This window comes from Labrys monachus (genome assembly GCF_030814655.1).
Taxonomy (GTDB): Bacteria; Pseudomonadota; Alphaproteobacteria; order Rhizobiales; family Labraceae; genus Labrys; species Labrys monacha.
Genome location: NZ_JAUSVK010000001.1, coordinates 4,749,661 through 4,769,469, shown reverse-complemented (window position 1 = coordinate 4,769,469; position 19,809 = coordinate 4,749,661). Strand labels below are relative to the sequence as shown.

The 19,809-nt window shown below is 64.9% G+C and carries 17 protein-coding genes; 11 read left to right on the top strand and 6 right to left on the bottom strand.

Annotation, left to right across the window (positions count from 1 at the left end; all coding sequences use genetic code 11):
• Positions 1-152 precede the first annotated feature (152 nt).
• The 4 genes from J3R73_RS21775 (at position 153) to J3R73_RS21760 (ending at position 4,968) form a co-directional block, all read left to right on the top strand.
• A complete protein-coding gene (locus tag J3R73_RS21775; protein ID WP_307431904.1) occupies positions 153-1,625 on the top strand; it encodes a helicase HerA-like domain-containing protein in 1,473 nt (490 codons plus the stop codon).
• Between the two features lie 196 nt (positions 1,626-1,821).
• On the top strand, positions 1,822-2,280 hold the full coding sequence (locus tag J3R73_RS21770; protein WP_307431901.1) for a DNA-binding transcriptional response regulator: 459 nt from the start codon (positions 1,822-1,824) through the stop codon (positions 2,278-2,280).
• Between the two features lie 245 nt (positions 2,281-2,525).
• Positions 2,526-3,911, top strand: a complete 1,386-nt coding sequence (locus J3R73_RS21765) for a dipeptidase (RefSeq protein ID WP_307431897.1) — start codon at positions 2,526-2,528, stop codon at positions 3,909-3,911.
• Between the two features lie 16 nt (positions 3,912-3,927).
• Positions 3,928-4,968 (top strand): zinc-dependent alcohol dehydrogenase family protein, encoded by a 1,041-nt coding sequence (locus tag J3R73_RS21760; protein ID WP_307431894.1) that lies wholly within the window; start codon positions 3,928-3,930, stop codon positions 4,966-4,968.
• 33 nt (positions 4,969-5,001) lie between these two features.
• Here J3R73_RS21760 and murJ read toward each other — a convergent pair whose 3' ends face one another.
• The 4 genes from murJ to msrB form a co-directional block, all read right to left on the bottom strand.
• Complete coding sequence (murJ, locus tag J3R73_RS21755) at positions 5,002-6,522, bottom strand: murein biosynthesis integral membrane protein MurJ (protein WP_307431890.1); 1,521 nt, start codon at positions 6,520-6,522, stop codon at positions 5,002-5,004.
• Between the two features lie 587 nt (positions 6,523-7,109).
• Entirely contained in the window at positions 7,110-7,709 is a 600-nt protein-coding gene (locus J3R73_RS21750) for a superoxide dismutase (protein ID WP_307431886.1), read from the bottom strand.
• A 307-nt stretch (positions 7,710-8,016) separates the two neighbouring features.
• Positions 8,017-10,128, bottom strand: a complete 2,112-nt coding sequence (locus tag J3R73_RS21745; protein ID WP_307431883.1) for a S9 family peptidase — start codon at positions 10,126-10,128, stop codon at positions 8,017-8,019.
• 157 nt (positions 10,129-10,285) lie between these two features.
• Positions 10,286-10,693: a peptide-methionine (R)-S-oxide reductase MsrB gene (msrB, locus tag J3R73_RS21740; RefSeq protein WP_370879978.1), complete on the bottom strand. Its 408-nt coding sequence runs from the start codon at positions 10,691-10,693 to the stop codon at positions 10,286-10,288.
• A gap of 649 nt (positions 10,694-11,342) precedes the next feature.
• Between msrB and J3R73_RS21735 the strand changes: the two genes are divergently transcribed.
• Entirely contained in the window at positions 11,343-11,762 is a 420-nt protein-coding gene (locus J3R73_RS21735) for a Ros/MucR family transcriptional regulator (RefSeq protein WP_307431880.1), read from the top strand.
• A gap of 191 nt (positions 11,763-11,953) precedes the next feature.
• Here the strand turns inward: J3R73_RS21735 and J3R73_RS21730 are convergent, their stop codons facing one another.
• Positions 11,954-12,388, bottom strand: a complete 435-nt coding sequence (locus J3R73_RS21730) for a SufE family protein (RefSeq protein WP_307431876.1) — start codon at positions 12,386-12,388, stop codon at positions 11,954-11,956.
• A 74-nt stretch (positions 12,389-12,462) separates the two neighbouring features.
• Positions 12,463-12,759, bottom strand: coding sequence for a hypothetical protein (locus tag J3R73_RS21725; RefSeq protein WP_307431873.1), 297 nt, complete (start codon positions 12,757-12,759; stop codon positions 12,463-12,465).
• A 365-nt stretch (positions 12,760-13,124) separates the two neighbouring features.
• On the opposite strand from J3R73_RS21725, the gene J3R73_RS21720 reads away from it, so the two are divergent.
• The 6 genes from J3R73_RS21720 to J3R73_RS31565 all read left to right on the top strand — a co-directional run bounded on the left by J3R73_RS21720 (position 13,125) and on the right by J3R73_RS31565 (position 19,800).
• Positions 13,125-14,915 (top strand): sensor histidine kinase, encoded by a 1,791-nt coding sequence (locus J3R73_RS21720; RefSeq protein ID WP_307431870.1) that lies wholly within the window; start codon positions 13,125-13,127, stop codon positions 14,913-14,915.
• Positions 14,908-15,729 carry a peptidoglycan-binding domain-containing protein gene (locus J3R73_RS21715; protein ID WP_307431867.1) on the top strand — a complete coding sequence of 274 codons (822 nt, stop codon included), beginning with the start codon at positions 14,908-14,910 and terminating at the stop codon, positions 15,727-15,729. The genes J3R73_RS21720 and J3R73_RS21715 overlap by 8 nt, the downstream gene beginning before the upstream one ends.
• Positions 15,726-16,073 (top strand): DUF1491 family protein, encoded by a 348-nt coding sequence (locus tag J3R73_RS21710; RefSeq protein ID WP_307431864.1) that lies wholly within the window; start codon positions 15,726-15,728, stop codon positions 16,071-16,073. Before J3R73_RS21715 ends, J3R73_RS21710 begins: the two co-directional genes overlap by 4 nt.
• Before the next feature lie 124 nt (positions 16,074-16,197).
• Complete coding sequence (locus J3R73_RS21705) at positions 16,198-16,449, top strand: hypothetical protein (protein ID WP_307431862.1); 252 nt, start codon at positions 16,198-16,200, stop codon at positions 16,447-16,449.
• An 809-nt stretch (positions 16,450-17,258) separates the two neighbouring features.
• Positions 17,259-17,807, top strand: coding sequence for a DUF995 domain-containing protein (locus J3R73_RS21700; protein ID WP_307431858.1), 549 nt, complete (start codon positions 17,259-17,261; stop codon positions 17,805-17,807).
• Positions 17,808-19,335: 1,528 nt separating this feature from the next.
• A complete protein-coding gene (locus tag J3R73_RS31565; RefSeq protein ID WP_370879977.1) occupies positions 19,336-19,800 on the top strand; it encodes a PqqD family protein in 465 nt (154 codons plus the stop codon).
• The last annotated feature ends 9 nt before the right edge of the window (positions 19,801-19,809 follow it).

Genomic DNA, 19,809 nt, shown 5'->3' with positions numbered 1-19,809 from the left:
AACGTCGAGATCAAGGCCGGAGCGGCGTCCCCGGGCAATTCAATGCCGGTGGCGCCTGTGATCGGGCCACGCCGGCTGTACACCGGTATGGTGATGGATGGCCGCCGCGTCTATGCTCACACAAGCGTTGAAACAGGGCAGGTATCGCCGAGATGGAAGACCAGACGAGGATTTTTGTCGCAAAGAGCTCCAAGCCCGAATATCTGGATCTCGCATTCGGCAACCGGCACGGCCTGATCACCGGCGCCACCGGCACCGGCAAGACCGTCACGCTGCAGGTGCTGGCGGAAGGCTTCTCGGCCCGGGGCGTTCCGGTCTTCGCGGCCGACGTCAAGGGGGATCTCGCCGGCCTGAGCCAGCCGGGCCGGGGCGAGGACTTCCTCCTCAAGCGTGCGGCGGATGTCGGCATCGCCTATCGACCCGACGAATTCCCGGTCCAGTTCTGGGACGTGTTCGGCGAGCAGGGAGCACCGATCCGGGCGACGATAACCGATCTCGGACCGCTCCTCCTGTCGCGCATGCTGCAGCTCAACGACGTGCAGGCGGGCGTGCTCAACGTCGCCTTCAGGCTGGCGGACGAGCAGGGCCTGCTGCTGCTGGACCTCAAGGACCTTCGCGCCTTGCTCGCCGACATGGCCGAACGCGCTGCCGACCTGGTGAAGACCTATGGCAACGTCTCGAAGGCGACCGTCGGCACCATCCAGCGCCAGCTCCTCGTGCTGGAGCAGCAGGGCGGCGGCAAATTCTTCGGCGAACCGGCCCTCGACCTCGCCGATATCGGCCGGATCGACCGCGAGGGCCGCGGCACGATCAACATATTGGCTGCCGACAAGCTGATGATGGCGCCGCAGCTCTATGCCACCTTTCTGCTCTGGCTGATGTCGGAACTGTTCGAGCAGCTGCCCGAGGTCGGCGACGTCGACAAGCCGCGGCTCGTCTTCTTCTTCGACGAAGCCCATCTCCTGTTCGCCGACGCGCCGCCCGCCCTGCTCCAGAAGATCGAGCAGGTCGTCCGCCTCATCCGCTCCAAGGGCATCGGCATCTACTTCATCACCCAGAATCCGCTCGATGTGCCCGATACCGTGCTGGGGCAGCTCGGCAACCGGGTGCAGCACGCCCTGCGCGCCTACACGCCGCGAGACCAGAAGGCGGTGAAGGCCGCGGCCGACACGTTCCGCCCCAATCCCGGCATCGACACGGCGCGGGCGATCTCCGAGCTCGGCAAGGGCGAGGCTCTGGTTTCCTTCCTGGAGGGCAACGGCGTCCCCGCCATGGTGCAGCGTGCGCTGGTCCTGCCGCCTTCCGCGCGCGTCGGCACGATCACGCCGGCCGAGCGGCAGACGGTGATGCAGGCCTCGCCCCTGCGCGGCAAGTATGAGCAGGCGATCGACCGCGATTCGGCCTTCGAGATGCTCCAGCGCCGCGTGGCGCAGGACGCCGCACCTGCGCCGGGGCAAAAGGGCGGCGGGATTCTCGATACCATTTTCGGCAGCGGATCGGGCGGCCGCATGACCACGACGCAGGCCGTGATCCGATCGGTTTCGCGCACGATTGCAACCACAGCCGGACGCGAGATAACGCAGGCGATCCTGCGAGGTATACTAGGCGGGAGGTCGCGTGGATGACGGTATTCCCGGATGCCGTAGGTCTAGTATATCAATATATTGCCACAATTCGTAGAGACAAAATTTGTATGACAATTACTTGAAACTTTTATGTTGCATTTCACGACAAATTAGTGGAGTAGTTCCACGATAGAGACGTCGTGGTTGCTTTCTGTCATGGGGCATCGCAGTTAAGCCATTGGAGTATCGAGATATCATGGATGGAACCTCGGTTGTACCCGTAAAGGCAGGCGGAAAGATAATTCAGCAGGCTGATATTTTACTGGTTCAGCCGAATGAAGATGTCGCGTTCAACTGGCGCGAGGCACTTCTGGATTTCGGCATGACCAAGGTGAGAGTCGCGGCTTCGCGTGCCGAGACGCTGGAGGCGGTGAGCGTGGCGGCGCCATCCTGCATCGTCATGGCGTTGCCGGCCCTCGAAGAGGCCTTCGCCCTGATGGAGGCGCTGTCCCGCGGCGGCGGCGACCAGATCCGCGACGTGCCCGTCCTTCTGGTGGCCGAGCAGCCGAGCCGGGCGGCGGAACTGATGGCGACCCATGCGGGCTTCGAAGCTGTGCTGACCGGACCGGTGTCGCCGCGGCAGATCTATCGCCGCGCGGCCTCGCTGATCCAGCGCGCCCGCCTGTCGGCCCGGACTCAGAAGGTCGCGAATTGACGGTTTACCAAGTCCGGCAGCGTGCAAGGCGGCCCTTTCCATACGCTACATCCGACCGAATGGAGCCCGTAATCCGCAATAACGGCACCACTCGGGCAGGAAAGTTGCTTTTTCGCGACGGAGCGCCCCGTTGACGGTGCGTCCGGCGTAAGGGGTCGTCGCACCATGTCTCGGGCAGGGACGGGCTTTCACTTTCGCGGATCATGTTCTAGCCTGCCGCCTCTCCGTATCCGATAGTCAGGCCCATGTCCCAGATCCAGAACGCGCTCGACGCCGCCGATACGGCGCTCGATGCAAGTCTCGACCGCTTGTTCGAGTTCCTCCGCATCCCCTCGATTTCCGCCGACAGCGCGTATGACGGCGACTGCCGCCGCGCGGCCGAATGGGCCGCATCGACGCTGCGCGAACTCGGTTTCGACGCTTCGCCGCGCGAGACGATCGGCCATCCGATGGTGGTCGGCCACCGGCGCACGGGCAGGCAGGGCGTTCCCCATGTGCTGTTCTACGGCCACTACGACGTGCAGCCGCCGGATCCGCTCGACCTGTGGACATCCAGGCCGTTCGAGCCCATCCGTGCGAGCGGGCCGCATGGCGAGATCATCGTCGGGCGCGGCGCTTCGGACGACAAGGGCCAGGTGATGACCTTCATCGAGGCTTGCCGTGCGCTCATCGCCGCCGATGGGCAATTGCCGGTCGACGTGACCATCTTCCTGGAAGGCGAGGAAGAATCGTCCTCGCGCAGTCTCGTGCCCTTCCTCACCGCCAACCGCGACGAGCTGAAGGCGGATTTCTGCCTCGTCTGCGATACCGGCATGTGGGATCGCGAGACCCCGGCCGTCACCACCATGCTGCGCGGCATCGTCTATGAGGAGGTCACCATCAAGGCGGCGAGCCGGGATCTGCATTCCGGCTCCTATGGCGGTGCGGCGCAGAACCCCATCCGCGTGCTGGCGAAGATCCTTGCCGCTCTGCACGACGACGAGGGCCGCGTCACGCTGCCCGGCTTCTATGACGGCGTCCAGGACCTTCCCGCCGACGTGAAGGCGGAATGGGATGCGCTGAACTTCGACGGGGCCGAGTTCCTCGGCGACGTCGGGCTGAAGGTGCCGGCGGGCGAAAAGGACCGGACGGTGCTCGAGCAGATCACCGTCAGGCCGACCTGCGACGTCAACGGCATCGTCGGCGGCTATACGGGCGAGGGAGCGAAGACGGTGATCCCGGCGCAGGCGTCGGCCAAGGTTTCGTTCCGCCTGGTCGGCGGGCAGGATCCGGCGCGGGTCCAGGCCGCGTTCCGGCAGTTCGTTTCCGCCCGCCTGCCCGAAGACTGCCACGCCGTCTTCCAGTCCCATGGCGCCAGCCCTGCCATCGCCGTGCCCGCCGACAGCCCGCCGCTGACGAAGGCGCGCCGGGCGCTGGCGGAGGAATGGGGCCGCACCGCGCCGGTGATCGGAGCCGGCGGTTCGATCCCGGTGGTCGGGGATCTCCAGCGCATCCTCGGCATCGATTCGCTCCTGATCGGCTTCGGCCTGGAGGACGACCAGATCCATTCGCCCAACGAGAAATACGACCTGCGCAGCTTCCACAAGGGCATCCGCTCCTGGGTGCGCATCCTCGACGCCCTCGCCCGGTGAAGACGGAAAGCCGCGCATGAAGGCCATCCTCTTCGAGCAGTTCCGCCAGACGCCGTCCGTCCGGACCGTCCCCGATCCGCAGCCATCGGCGGAAGGCGTCGTCGTCAAGGTCGAGGCGACGGGGCTGTGCCGCAGCGACTGGCACGGCTGGATGGGGCATGATGCCGACATCGTGCTGCCGCATGTGCCGGGGCATGAGCTGGCCGGCACCGTCGCGGCCGTCGGCGGCCATGTCCGGCGCTGGCGGGTCGGCGATCGCGTCACCATGCCCTTCGTGGCGGGCTGCGGCCATTGCCCCGAATGCGCATCCGGCAATCACCAGGTCTGCGAGAACCAGTTCCAGCCGGGATTCACGGCCTGGGGATCCTTCGCCGATTACGTCGCGATCGATTTCGCCGACGTCAATCTGGTGAGGCTGCCGGAGGCGCTCGATTTCGTCACCGCGGCGAGCCTCGGATGCCGCTTCGCGACGTCCTTCCGCGCCGTCGCCGATCTCGGCCGCGTCGCGCCGGGCGAATGGGTCGCGGTCCACGGCTGCGGCGGGGTCGGCCTTTCGGCCGTCATGATCGCCAGCGCCATGGGCGGCAATGTGATCGCCATCGACCTGGCCGAGGACAAGCTGGCCTTCGCGGGCTCGATCGGCGCGGTTGCGACCATCGATGCCTCCCGGACCGCCGATGTGGTGGCTGCTGTGAGGGACCTCACCGGCGGCGGCGCCCATGTCTCGATCGACGCGCTCGGCCATACGACGACCTGCTTCAACTCGATCGCCGGGCTGCGCCGTCGCGGCCGCCATGTCCAGATCGGCCTCATGCTCGGCGATCACGCCCGCCCGCCGCTGCCGATGGACAGGGTGATCGCCTATGAGCTGCAGATCCTCGGCAGTCACGGCATGCAGGCGTTCCGCTACCAGGCCATGCTCGACATGATCCAGGCCGGCAAGCTCTCGCCGCACAGGCTGGTGGGCAAGCGGATCGGCCTCGCCGACGCGCCGGCCGCGCTTATGCGGATGGACAGTTTCGACGGCATCGGCATCAGCGTCATCACCGGCTTCTGACGGCGCTGCGGCATCGGGCCGCTTTCCGCCCCGCTATCGCCGCCCGAGGCGAATGCCGAGCGCGCGGAAGAAGGCGAAGGTCGTCCCGACATAGACGACCGAGCCGACGACGCCGACCAAGGCGAGGAGCCCGACTTCCTGTCCGCGCGGCAGCCAGGCGATGAGCGGCGTCAGCCTCGATTCGGCGAAGGACATGGCGACGCCCATGAGAAGGGTGGCGACCGCGATCCCGAGCTGCATCGACCAGAAGCGCCGGTCGAGCACCATGTAGCCGCGCCGGGTGGCGAGCACGACGAGGATGCCGAGATTGATCCACGCGCCGATCGATGTCGCGAAGGCGAGACCGGCCTGCTGCAGCGGACCCATGAGCAGGACCTTGAACACCACGTTGACGGCGACGGCGCTGAGCGAGGCCCAGAGCGGCGTCTTGGTGTCTCCGCGGGAATAGAAGCTCGCCACCGCCGAGCGGATCAGCACCACGGCGGGCAGGCCGATGCCATAGGCGTAGAGGGCCGCCGCCGCGGCATCGGCCGACTGGGCGGTGAAGGCCCCCCGCATGAACAGGGCGCGCATGATGAGGTCGGGCACGGTGATGAAGCCCGCCAGGAAGGGGGCGGCCATCAGCCAGGTGAGGAATATGGTGCGCCGCTGGGCGGCATGGGCGTCGTCCGTCCGCCCGGCGGCGACGAGGCGGCTCATTTCCGGCAGCAGCACGGTGCCGGCCGCAATGCCGATGATCCCGAGCGGCAGCTGGTTGATGCGGTCGGCATAATAGAGGGCGGCGACGGCGCCGGCCGACAGGACGGATGCGATGATCGTATCGGCGAAGAGCGCGATCTGCACGCCCATCGAGCCGATGGTGGCCGGGCCGAGCGCGGAGAAGAAGCCCTTGACCGGCGCGTCGAAATGCACGGGCTCCGGCTTGGCGAGCACATGGGCGCGCTTGGCCGCCCAGAGCATGACCGCCAGCTGCAGCACGCCGGAGATCGTGACGCCCCAGGCCGCGGCATGGGCGGCCGTCGGGAACACCCAGGCGCAGGCCAGCGTGCCGATCATCGCCACGTTGAGCAGGGCCGGCGCGGCGGCCGCCGCGGTGAAGCGCCCGGAGGCGTTGAGGACGCCGCCGTAAAGCGTCGCCAGGGTGATGAGCAGCAGGTAGGGAAAGGTGATGCGGGTGAGCGTGACCGACAGAGCGAGGCGCTCGCCTTCGAAGCCGGGTGCGAGCAGCGCGACCAGCTGCGGCATGAAGAGGAGCGCGAGGCCGAGCAGGATCACCTGGGAGATCAGCAGCAGCGACACGATGCGCCCCAGGAACAGTCTCGCCGCGGCATTGCCGCTCTGCTCGTGCACTCTCGCATAGGCCGGCACGAAGGCGGCGTTGAACGCTCCCTCGCCGAAAATGGCGCGGAAGTGATTCGGGAGGCGGAAGGCGACGATGAAAGCCTCGGCGGCGGGGCCGGAACCGAGGATGGCGGCCATCATGGCGTCGCGGGCGAAGCCGGTCACGCGGGAGACCATGGTCCAGGCGCCGATGGAAAGGATGTTTTTCAGCAAGACAGCAATCCGCCAGATGATTTGCGCCCTGATACGCGGCTTTGCAGCTGCTTGACAGCCCAAAGCGCAAGCCGGGAGGCCCTCGCAGGGGGGCATGCGTCTCCTGCAGCCCCGGCGAATATGCGGGGTGGCCAGCGGCCCGGACCTGCGCTACAACCGTTCATCCGGCACGCGCCGGGGGGGCGTCCCTGAAAAAGAAAGAGGCCGCAGCTTGCGCTGCGGCCCAAGTCTAGGGAGGAAACGCCCAAGGAGGGCTATCAGACGGGGAACAAATCCGCGCCGTCTGACAAGGCTTAGTTTAGTGTGCGCCGCACAATAAACAAATGCTTAGTTTGCATGGCTGCTATCCGAGCCATGCGTAGCAGGCTTGGGCCAGGCCCTTTTCCGGCGTATTCCGGCAATCCCCGCGATCCCCCGTGCCAGAGGTACAATCCCTGCGCGATCGCCGGCCGGAGCGAGCTCTGCTCCTCGAAGGAATAATGCAGCGGCGGCTTGAAGACGTCGCCGCTCCGAAGGGCGGCGGAGACAAGACAAAGGCGGAGCCGCAGGGCCCCGCCTTCGCGGATCGGACAGAGCGGCCGCTCTGCTTATTTGGTCGCGGCGCCGTACAATTCCGCCACATACTCCCAATTGACGAGGTTCTCGACGAAGGCCTTGAGGTAGTCGGGGCGCCGGTTGCGATAATCGATGTAGTAGGAGTGCTCCCAGACGTCGACGCCGAGGATCGGCGCGGCGCCGTGCACCAGCGGGCTCTCGCCGTTCGGGGTCTTGACGACGATGACCTTGCCGTCCTTGACCGCCAGCCACGCCCAGCCGGAGCCGAACTGCGTGACGCCGGCCTGGATGAAATCTTCCTTGGCCTTCTCCACCGAACCGAACCCGTCGACGATGGCCTTTTCAAGCTCGCCCGGGATGGCGCCGCCGCCGTTCGGCTTCAGCCACTTCCAGAAATGGAGATGGTTGTAGTGCTGGCCGGCATTGTTGAAGAGGCCGGCATTCTTGCCGAACGAACCCTTGACGATCTCCTCCAGGCTCTTGCCTTCCCACTCCGTGCCTTTGATCAGGTTGTTGCCGTTGTTCACATAGGCGAGGTGATGCTTGTCGTGATGATATTCCAGCGTCTCGCGCGACATGTAGGGGGCAAGCGCATCATAGGAATAGGGCAAATCGGGAAGCGTGAAGGACATGGCGTTCCTCTTGAAGTGGCATGAGCGCCCGTAAAACGGATGGGCGGGAAGGCTGAAAGCAGCCATCGGCGGCGAAACTTAAGCGCGTTGGCCGAAGAAGGGAACCATTTTGGTGGGCTATGCGGGCGAAAAGTGGGGGGCCGACGCATGGCCCTCCCGGCTCGATCCGGGCCTGATTTTCCCAACGCGCCGGCTTCCTCGAAGTTCCCAGGCCATCGCCGGGGAGGGCGGATTTCCCGCCCGGACACGGTCCGGCGGCAGTGCGCCCGTTCTGCCCGCCACCCTCTGAGACCCCGCCGCACGGGATCTATGCCGCGTCCACGGCCTGCAGCGCGAAGGCCTGGACGAGCGCCACCTCCCGCAGGCGTTCGAACCGCCCGGAGGCGCCGCCATGGCCTGATTCCATGTTGATCCGGAAGATCACCGGATTGTCTCCCGCCTTCTTTTCCCGCAGGCGGGCGACCCATTTGGCGGGTTCCCAATAGGTCACGCGCGGATCGCTGAGGCCGGCGAGGACGAGCATCGGCGGATACGTCCGGGCGGCGACATTCTCGATCGGGCTGTAGGAGAGGATCGTCCTGAACGCCGCCTCGTCCTCGATGGGATTGCCCCATTCCTGCCATTCGGGCGGCGTCAGCGGCAGGGTGTCGTCGAGCATGGTGACGAGTACGTCGACGAAGGGCACCTCGGCGACGATCGCGCCGAAGAGATCCGGCGCCATGTTGGCGACCGCCCCCATCAGCATGCCGCCCGCCGAGCCGCCATGGGCGACGATGCGTCCGCGCGCGGTCACCTTCTCCCGGGCGAGGAATTCGCCGGCGGCGATGAAGTCGCGGAAGCTGTTCGGCTTGAGGGCGAGCTTGCCCTCCCGATACCAGCGTCGCCCCTTCTCGGTGCCGCCGCGAATATGGGCGATGGCGTAGACGAAGCCTCGATCGACCAGCGACAGCGCGTTGGTCGAGAACTGGGCCGGCATCGAAATGCCGTAGGCGCCGTAGCCGTAGAGCAGGAGCGGGGCGGATCCGTCGAGCGGCGTCGTCCGGCGGTGAAGCAGGGTGACGGGAACGGTCTCCCCGTCGGCGGCCGGCGCGAAGACGCGGCGCGTCACATAGAGGGATCTGTCGTGGCCGCTGGGCACGTCCTGGCGCTTGCGCAGGGTCCGCGTCTGCGTCGCCATGTCGTAGTCCCACGTCTCCGCCGGCGTCGTCATCGAGGAATAGACGAAGCGGATCATGTCGGTGTCGAATTCCGCGCCCGCATCGAGTGCCAGCGCATAGGCGGCCTCGTCGAAGGCGATGGCGTGCTCGGCGTCGTCGCCGAGGGCGCGGATCACGATGCGCGGCAGGCCCTCCTCCCGCTCCAGCCTGACGAGCCAGGCGGAAAAGACGGCCATGCTCAGCACCAGACGGCCCGGCTTGTGGACGATGAGATCCTTCCACCCCGCCCGCCCCGGGGAGGCGAGGGGAGCGGTGACGATCTTGAAATCCTCGGCGCCGTCCGCATTGGTGAGGATGAAGAGCCGATCCTCGCCGCCGGGCCCGGGCCGGTGCTCGACCTCATATTCGATGCCTTGTTCGCGCGGCTCGATCAGGAGGGGCTCGCCGCCCGGCGAGGCGAGGTCGATCAGCCGCGCTTCGGACGTTTCATGGTCGTGGACGGAGATCACGGCGAAGCGGCGCGACTGCGTCTGCGACAGACCCACGAACATGCCCGCATCGGGCTCGTCATAGACGAGGCGGTCCTCGCCTGCGGAGGTGCCGAGGCGATGTTCCCACACGCTGGAGGGACGATGATTGGCATCGACCCGCACATAGAGGAAGGCGGCCCCGTCGGTACGCCAGACCACGCCGCCACCCGTATCGGGCACGTCGTCGGCGAGGTTCTCGCCGGTCTGCGTGTCCAGGACGCGGGCGCGGTAGAATTCGGAGCCGGTGTCGTCGCTGCTCCAGGCGATCAGGCGATGGTCCGGCGAAGGGGCCAGGCCGCCGAGGCTGAAGAAGCTCTTTCCTTCGGCAAGCGCATCGCCGTCGAGCAGGACGACCTCCGCGTCGTCCCCGCCGCCCCGCGGGCGGCGGCAATGGATGCGGTGCTGCCCGCCCGCGCGGAAGCGCGAGTAATAGTCATAGGGCCCGTCCGGTGCCGGAACCGAGGCGTCGTCGGCCTTGATGCGGCCTTTCAGTTCCTCGAACAGAGCGGCGCGCAGCGCCGCTCCCGGCGCCAGCATCGCTTCCGCATAGCGGTTTTCCGCTTCCAGATGCTTGCGGATGTCGTCCGGCAGCGTGGTGCCGTCGCGCAGGACCTCCTGCCAATTGTCGGCCCGCAGCCAGGCATAGTCGTCCTCCAGCGCAATGCCGTGGACGACGCGGCGGGTCGGCCGCTTTTCGGCGAGGGGAGCGGGGAGCGATGTCGGAAAAGGCATGGTGCGGAATCGGTCCTGGAGTGAGTGGAGACGCGAGGCCCGGCGAGGCACCGGGAGATCCGGGCTCGTCGCCGGGCCGCAGAAGCACGGCCTGCGGGCGGGGCGGCCGTTTCGGCGATCGACCTCGTCCCGCCCGGCAGGTCTTGCCCGCCGCCGGTTACGCGGCGCCGTCGGGCGTGAAGGTCATCGAGTGGCCGTTGATGCAGTAGCGCAGCCCCGTCGGCTTCGGCCCGTCAGGAAAGACATGGCCGAGATGGGCGTCGCAGGCGGCACAGCGGATCTCGATCCGACGCATGCCGAAGGCCCGGTCCTCCAGTTCCACGACCGCATCAGGGCGAACCGGCTCGAAATAGCTCGGCCACCCGCAGCCGGAATCGAATTTCGTGTCGGAGCGGAAGAGGTCCTCCCCGCAGCAGACGCAGGAATAGGTGCCCCTGTCCTTCGAATTCCAGAAAGGCCCGGTGAAGGCCCGCTCGGTGCCGTGCTCGCGCGTGATTCGATATTGCTCCGGGCTCAGCTGCGCCCGCCACTCGGCGTCCGACTTGGTGATTTTCCTGTCCTGCACGATGGGATCCCCATATTTCGCCGCAAAGCGCTTCTACACTTCAACAAATCAGCCCCTGCGGTGATTCATGCTGTCAGCGTCCGCGGCTTTGCTGGATGTTCCTATAGATAGGGTGCCGAGGCGGCCCATACAATTCTCCGTGCGCGACAATCCCGCCGATTTTGAAAATACATTGTAATTTTGTGAAAATCACGGGCGTGTCGCAGCGGAAGCGTGCTTTTCCTTCCATCAGGATGCGTAACGGGAACCGCAGTTTTCTTCCCATAAATTACTCAAAAATCGCAGATTTTGTATCTTCTTTAGCGCCGGGGGCTGTTTAGAATCAATATTGACAAGCCCGAGGGCTGTCGAGCGCCTGTGATCCGCTCGCGAAGGGAAAAGGCGCCTCGTGACAGCTTTGTGGCTTACATAAGCGGACGATGCTTTTGCAGCAGTAAACAGGATTGTTTGAATGTGAAATTAGGCCTTGTCTTTCGAAAGACCTTGATTGATAAATCTTGGAAGCCTAGATCGGGGCTCAGTTCGGAATTCGTGATTCTAGTTTTGCGAGACGAATTATGGCACTCACTGCTGTCGAGGAATGTAGTGGTGATGCGGCCTCGGGTTCAAATTAAGTTAAATCAGACCGAGAAAGAAAGCCGATTTCCCCATGAGCGATGGATCACTCAACGCCAACTTTATCGAGCTAGCGGCAGATATCGTGTCGGCCTATGTCAGCAACAATTCAGTTGCGGCGTCGGATTTGCCCGGCTTGATCAACGAGGTGCATGGCGCTCTGCAACGTATTACCAGCGGTGTCCAGGAAATGCCGGCCGAGGCGCCGAAGCCTGCGGTTCCCGTCAAGAAGTCGGTCACGCCGGACTACATCATCTGCCTCGAGGATGGCAAGAAGTTCAAGTCGTTGAAGCGTCACCTGCGGACCCAGTATAATATCTCGCCGGAGGAATACCGGGAGAAATGGGGTCTTCCTGCAGATTATCCCATGGTCGCCCCGAATTATGCACAGGCTCGCTCGAACCTCGCCAAGCAGATGGGGCTCGGCCAGCAGCGTCGTCGGAAAGGGCGGTGAGCCGCCGCGGGCGATGACGCCATCCAAGCCGGACGCGGAGCGTTCGGCTTTTTGGCGTCGGAGAACGATGAAATCGACGCCGATGCTACCTGGAGAAGAACAGATCTCCCTCTGCAACTATAGTTTTCGGCGCGCGAGTCGACGCCAAGTCGATACGGAAAGTCTACCCTGCCGTATCTGAACCCTCGCGTCTAGGCGCCCTGGGCTTCGCCTCGCGCCAGCATCTGGCGGGCGTCGCTGCGGATGCGGTCGACGAAGGATCTGAGCCCGTTGGAGCGTTGCGGCGTCAGATGCTCCTGGAGCTGCAATTGCCGGAACACCGCGAGGGCGTCGATGTCCAGGATTTCGGAAGCGGTGTGCCCGGCATAGACCGACACGAGGATGGCGAGCAGGCCCCGCACGATATGGGCGTCGCTGTCGCAGACGAAGGAGGCGCGGCGGTCCTGCCAGCGTGTCACCAGCCAGACCTGGCTGACGCAGCCCTGCACCTTGTTGGCAGGAATGCGAGCCTCCTCGGGCAGCGGCTCCAGCGTGCGGCCGAGTTCGATCAGGTAGCGGTAGCGGTCTTCCCAATCGTCGAGGACGTCGAAGTTTTCGATGATGTCGCTAATGTCGGTCGTGCTCATGGCGATGCATATAGGGCTGTGCCGTCCCGAAGACAAAGGGGGCCGGGAACTTGTTGCCGGGGCATGCCGGCTTCTCAGGGAATGACAGGGCGAGGCGGCGGAAGGGCGATCGCCGGGGAGGGCGCCCCGTCCCGCGGCCTGGCATCGCGCTGGACCGCCTTGTCGGGCGGGGCGGCGAGCGAGCGGACCGTCTCCAGGCCCGCCATGCAGGTCTGGGCATTCGCAACGCAGTAGGAGGTCGCGGCGGCGGCCGCCTGCGACGCCAGGGCATGCACGGACAGTTCCTCCCGCCGGTCCGACGTCGTCCGCGGCGACGGCAGCACCAGCATGACGACGATCATCCAGAAGATCATGCGGAAGATGAAGAACACGCCGGACGCTCCACGGACGGGCCTGTGCCAGGATCTGCGATAACACTCAGTCTAGCATAGGCGCGCGCGTGCCCCGCCGCGGGCGCTCCCAAAGTGAAGAAATGGTTAACCGCGGGCCGTCGGCGGCGGATTTGCAGGGACGAGGGCGCCCGCATCGGCTGCGATTGAGGTTTCGTTCACCATGTTCGTGGGTTGCGGCCCACTCCGCCGCTTTTGCGGGGAGGAACGCCGTTGCGGGCCTGTTCTCTTAGGTTTCATTTAAAGAGCCCCTGCCATGGTCCCTCAGTCATGGTAGGGAGCGCGGCCCAGTAGGCCGTGCCGGGGCGTTGCGTCAGTTTGATTGGTTCATTTCTGCAAAGGCGTCCGTGGAACGGTTGGTCCACGGCTCGGCCAAGGCTGACCCCTCGACGGGGGCGCGGCACGGCGCCTTCATCGCCATGCTCCTGGCCACGGCCTTGTCCGGACTGCTCCTCGTACCGCCCTTCCTGGCGATCTATGGCGGCCCGAACATGGCGGCCGGCACGCTGATGATGCTGTCCGCGTCGCTGCTCGGCATCGTGTGGCGGCTGTCGACGACGGGGCGCCTCGACGTCGCGGCCCTGCTCGCCGCTCTCGCGCTGTGCGGCTTCTCGATCCTGACGGGATGGCAGGAGGGAGGGCATGCCGGCCTGGCGCTGGTCACGCTGATGACGGTGCCCCTCGTCGCCATGCTCACGGGAGCCCGCAACATCGTGGTGCGCGCCGCGATGCTGGCGAGCGCGGCCGCCATCGCCATCCTGCTGTCCGGCCATCCGATCCAGCCTCCCGCCTCCGCCGCCGGGCGCCTGCTCGACGGCCTCGGCGCGCTGCTGGCGATCAACGCCGCCGGCGCCATCGTGCTCGTCGAGTTGCGCCTTCGCCGCTACGACCGCCAACTCGTCAAGTCGGGCGAGGCGCGCTACACCCTGCTGGCGGAGAACATCAGCGACCTCGTGACCCGCCACGGCAAGCGCGGGCAGGTGGTCTACGCCTCGCCGGCTTCCCAGGCCCTGCTCGGCGTCGAGCCGGCCGACCTCCTCGGCCAGGGACTGTTCGACCATGTCCACATCGCCGACCGCCCGGCCTATCTCTCGGCCCTCTCCAGCGCGGAAATGGACGGGCTGGGCTCCGTCGTCGAGTTCCGGCTGCGCCGCAAGGGCGAGGGCGCGCCGACCTTCCTGTGGGTCGAGATGCGCTGCCGCCCGCTCGGCGAGGACGACGAGCGCCAGACGGTGGCGGTGATGCAGGACATCACCGACCGCAAGGCCTATGAGCACCAGCTCATCGACGCCAAGATCGAGGCGGAGAAGGCCAATGCAGCCAAGAGCCGCTTCCTGGCGACGATGAGCCATGAATTGCGCACGCCGCTGAACGCCATCATCGGCTTTTCGGAACTGATGCTCAACGAGGAGATGATGCGGCTGTCGGCCGAGCGGCGGCACGAATATGCCGGCCTGATCCACGACAGCGGCCACCATCTCCTGTCCATGGTCAACGGCATCCTCGACATGTCGAAGATCGAGAGCGGCAGTTTCGAACTGGTGGCCGAATCCTTCTCGCTGCGCGATCTCGTCGAGAACTGCCGCAACATCCTGCTGCTCAAGGCGCAGGAACTGGGCATCTCCCTCGAAATGGCCATGAACCCTGACATGCCGCCGATCATCGCCGACAAGCGGGCCTGCCGGCAGATCTACCTCAACCTGATGTCGAACGCGCTCAAATTCACCAAGCGGGGCGGGCACGTCACCATCGGCGCCCGGCAGGAAAAGCACGGTGTCGCCCTCTTCGTGGCCGATGACGGCGTCGGCGTCGCCCGGGAGGATGTTCCGCGCCTCGGCGAAGCCTTCTTCCAGTCGACCGCCGGCAAGCCGTCCAAGGATTACGAGCGCACCTATGAGGGCACGGGGCTCGGCCTCTCCGTCGTCAAGGGGTTGGCCCAGCTCCATGGCGGGCGCATGGAGGTCGAAAGCCTCGTCGGGCAGGGCACCACGGTCACCGTGCTCCTGCCGATGGATTGCGAGAACGAAGCCTCGCGCCGCGCCTTCGCGGGCGGCGCAATCATCGAGACGCTGCCGCTTCGCCCGGTGGCGCAGGATCATTTTGTTACCGTCGAAGAATTGGGGAAGAAACGTGCGTGAAGCGTTGGCCCGCTCCGATCGCGATTTTCTGCTGTCGGATACCATGGAGGAGGTGCCCTCGCGCCTCGTCGGCACCTTGCGATTCGTCCTGCAGCGTCCGGCCGAGGTCGTCGGCCTCGTCGCCATGGTGGGTTTCGGCACGGCCATTCTGGTGAACGCTCTCGCCCTGCAGACGGTCAACCATGCCTCGGCGCCGTTCCTCGCCGAGCAGCGGGCGCAGCAGCAGGGGGGCGCGGCGCCGTCCTCGCCGGCTCGCGCCGACAGCGCCGCGGCGGCCGATCAGGGGCAGGCCGCTGCGCTCGCCGATCAGCAGGCGGCGGACGGGGCATCGGTCCTGCGGAGCATCCAGGCCGCCCTGGCCGAGCGCGGACTCTATGACGGCCAGGCCGACGGCATGCTCGGGCCGAAGACCAATGCCGCCATCCGCTCCTTCCAGCAGCACAACGGCCTCGCCGTCGACGGGCAGCCGAGCGCGGATCTGCTCGCACGGATCCTCGCGCGATCCGTGCCGATCGTGCCGCCGCAGGGCGCGCTCCCCGCCGCCCGGCCCGAGCCGGCCGATCCCATCGCCGCCCTGATCAAGGGGAATGCCGCCGGAGCGGCGGCGACGTCGTCGGACAAACGCATCCTCGCTGTCGAGAAGGCGCTGGCCAAGCAGGGCTACGGCCCGCTCAAGCTGGACGGCATCCTCGGCGGCGACACCCGCAACGCCATCGGCCGCTTCGAGAAGGACCGCGGCCTGCCCGTCACCGGGCAGATCTCGCCGCGCCTGCTGCGGGAGCTCGCCCTGGTCACCGGCTCGCGGATCGAATGAGCGCCCGGCTGAAATCGAGCATCTTCGTCGCCGCCTATCTGCGGCGCGCCATGGTCGAGGGCGCCTATGCGGTCCTGCGCCATCGCGGCGCGGAGGACGCCGGAACGGTGTTCATCAAGGTCGACCATCTCGACGGCACCGCGGCGCTCTACGGCCCGGCACCGCAATCCCTCATCGGGGCGGGCGACGACGAGCGGCGCTTCATCCGCCTGACACCACCGGGCGCGACGCCGCTTGACGCGGAGACGCGGCTGCAGCGCGAGTTCCGCTTCGATCCCGACCTGTGGGTGATCGAGGCGGAGGACAAGCGGGGGCGCCATTTCCTGGACCTCGCCGAGGGCTGAGGCGGCTGCGGCCCCGGCAGGCGACGGCCCCGTGCGCAAGGGCACGCGGACAGCTCACGATCCGATGACGCCCGTTCGTGTCTGGTGCGGTTGTACACGGTGCGTTAATCTTCCTTACCTGTATATGACCGGTATCGAACGCATTCGGAGTCATCCGTTCTGGTGCAATCCGCTGGCAGGTCCCCAAATGAGCGTCATTCTGCACTTTCCGAAACAGCCGAACTCCCGACCGCAATCGGGCCGCGAAGGCCGCGAAAAGAGCGCGGAGATCCTCTTCTTCACCGGTGTCCGCATCGAGCGGCACGGCGAGGGCGAACAGGCGAGCCGGCCCCAGCGCCGCGGGTCGACGGGCGGCAAGCGCCGCGGCAAGGCCTGACCGAATGGCTCTCCGCCGGGTGGTGTCGCGCATGAGGCCGCCGCCTCTCTCGGCGAGGGCCTGCGGCAAATGCCGAAACGTCAATTCGGATGCGTTTCACGGCCTCTGGTAGCGCCGGAAGCGAGAACTCGAAGTCACCGGCAGCGTCTCCGTCACCTCGACGAAGCGGCCTGAGGGGCCGGTGCCGGATCGTCATCATTCCGTCGCGGCGCCACGCGCAGCGACCTTGATCAGGATGGTGCCGTCGCCCCTCTCGTCCGGCATCAGCGAAGCGCCGGGCGCATGCTCGAGCGGGCGGTGTGTCTGACGCACGTGAATTCCCCGGCCCGCCGCCGGGAAGCGCGAAGCCCGATGCCCTGCACGCCGCTTTTGAAAGCCACGCGATAATCGCGGCCCTTGTCGTTCCGGCCCGAGGTTGGCGCGAACAAGGCCTCTCCGGCGGGGCAGGACGACCGGCGGGATTTCGCCGACGAGATATCATCCTCCACCGACCATCATCGCCCGAGCGCGCCGAAGAGCGAGGAAGACGCCGCTCCCTTCGGCCGATGGGCCTGTCGGTCCCCTCAGGATCGCGCCGAGAAGACCGACGGCGTGGCAGCCTCGGCCGGTTGCCGAATCCGAGGCCCCCCGCGTGTCTCGGTCGGACTCGGACGAAAATTACCTGTCAGTATTTGACCGCGGACATTCGACGGCGATGCAATGTGCTATTGATTCAAATTTTGGAATTGAATAACGTCAACGCGGTATATGAGTTAGTCGGTGTTCCAGAAAAATGGAATTGATCCGACGATCAATACACAAATCCAAACATGATAGGAATGAAGGCGATATTCATGAGGGTGCTAAACTCTGCGGCTGTCCTAATTTTGGCTCTAGTGTTGCCGGGTAATGCCAGAGCTGGAACTGACTCTTCTTTTTCATCCGATATCCCCGAACTTACGAGAGAGGAGGTATTCGACAATGTTCGGGCTCTTACGCAAGAGGAAACCTTCGACATATACGCCGGAAATACGATATCCTATCCAAATGCCGTTCTCTATTTCAAATCAAACGGCGACGTCCTGGGGTATAGCAAGGACGGAAGGGGGTATGCCTTTGGGACCTGGAAGGTAAAAGACTATAAATTCTGTATGAAGAATATATGGCATTACTCCGGGGCCCTCAAGACCGAAGCCCACTGGACATGCAACGAGTGGTATTCTGACGGAGCCGCTTATTGGACCAAGGTCACGAAGAGTACGGTCGATGGATTCGTCGATCAGGTGATCAAGGGGGACGTTAATTTGGTAAGTCTGGGAGATCATGCCTCTCCTGTCGTGAATAAAATGGCGATAGAAGCGCGTGGACTGGCTCAATAGATGAGTTCCACAGTCCGATAAAATGGAATCGAGCCCGAGTTGCTCAGGCTCGTCCTCATCGCCGGCGTTCTCGGGCACGCGATTGCCGGGGATCATCGGAGACGCGCGGAGCGGCGGCGGACCAGGAAAATGGCGGGATACGCCCGAAGCTGCCCAGCTTGTTTGCGGCGTCTCGATGACGACCGGTTCAGGTCGCATGCCTTGTGATTTCGCGGGACGCGCGACGTGGACCTGACCGGCGAGGTCGGCGCCGTACCCGCCGCAGACATCGGTATCGATTCGGTGAGGTGATGTCCGAGCCGCCCGGCGGGGAAGACATAGAGTCTGGGGGCCGGCCGAGATCAGGTCGCTTCCCCATCAGAGAATCGATTGCGAAGCTCCGCTCTCCGCTTTTTTCGCACTCCGATTGAGGTCGTGCATCCCCTCTGCAAGGAACGTCTTTTGCGGCGCAGAAGAACGACTCGATTATTCCGAAGATACGCGCCGCTCTATGGTTGGAATACCCGCCTACCGGCGTCTTGGGGGGGGGCGGTGCACAAGGCTCCTGGAGCCGCCGCCGGAGAGCCCGAGGAAGTCATGGCGTGCGGAACCTGCTCGACATTCCCGGGCCGGTGCCATCTCCCGACGGACCTGCCGCAATGCCCGCCATGGGTTTCAGCGGCGAGGTCTGTCGGGTCTGTCATCGCGCGGATGCGGGAGGGAACCGATGCGGCATTCAGGAACTGCGGCACAGCGACGCGCGTGCCGCTTCTGCGGGCGGTCGACGGCGGCGGCCCGGGGGTCGGGAAGACGGCCCGTCACGAGCGCGCGCTGGATATTCCGAAATTGCCGGTGCCGCGGGATGATCGCCCTGAAAAATGTGCCATGGGCTTCGGCGGGGGACGCGCCCCGTATGTTCAAGTGCGGAAGTAATACAGAAATACAGCCGTTTAATCTGCCAGAATTGCGATACGAGCCGTAGGCTCTAAACTGGAGCTCGAAGCGAGAGGGTGCGGTGAGCGTCGTCTATCAATTACGTCGGGCGCCTCTGTCATCTACGTCGTGCGCCACCGTAGTTCACTGTGGGATTTCCTACCGGCACTGCAACGGCTCCACTATCCTGAGTACGGCTTGCCGCAAGGCGTGGGAGCCGGCAATCTTTCCGTGCAGCGTTTGCCTTTGATCCCCCTCCTGCAGTTGTCTTCGTCTTTTGGGGAACCTCTCAAAACACGCGCCCATCGGCAATTTGCCTCCGGCTCCACAGTAGCGGCAGGCCTGAAAACCAAAATTATAACAACGAGAGAGGCTTTCTGAGTCTCTCTGTGCACCGTCCTGTCATCTTTGATTTAAATCGTTGACAGAGTGGCCATTATGGAAGAAGGAGGAGGCTATAGCTGAAATTTAGCTATGCTAAATCCTTCGCGCTCGGGGGAGCGTATTTGTTGAATTGGTGGGACGTTCTGATGTATACATGGGGGTGGCCGGCGGTGAATGATGTTGTCTAACTGAAAAGGGGCAGGTTTACTGAAAAAGAGGGCAGAACTACATTATGATGCGGGAAAAAGAGACAAGACGTCGCTCGGGGGCGAGAGAAAGACAGGGGGAAAAGGTCGTCTTTGATATTCCCCCCAGCCCGGATTTTTCACATGTTCTTATAATCAAGAACAGATTTATATTTGATACTATAACCGGGAAGTTTCATCGTGCCAGCGAGACGGCGTCCTTCATACTCAGTCAACTGAAGGTAAACGCCCCAATAAACGAGATCGTGGTGCGTTATACTGAGCGGTATGGTGTCGGACGCGCCATTGCAGAGCGCGACGTCGAGCTTTTCTTGAACGACATGTCGATGGTTGGGCTGCCCGCTCGGGAAGCAAGTGGCTCCCTCAAGAGATCTGGCGCCGCACGACGCGGGAGTGCGGCGAACGGTTCGCCGCAGCGCGCCGTGCCCCGGGCGGAGGCGCCGGCTGGGGCCCGGCATGGACGAAACTCAACCGTATCGGCTGTGAATTAAGGTAGGGAA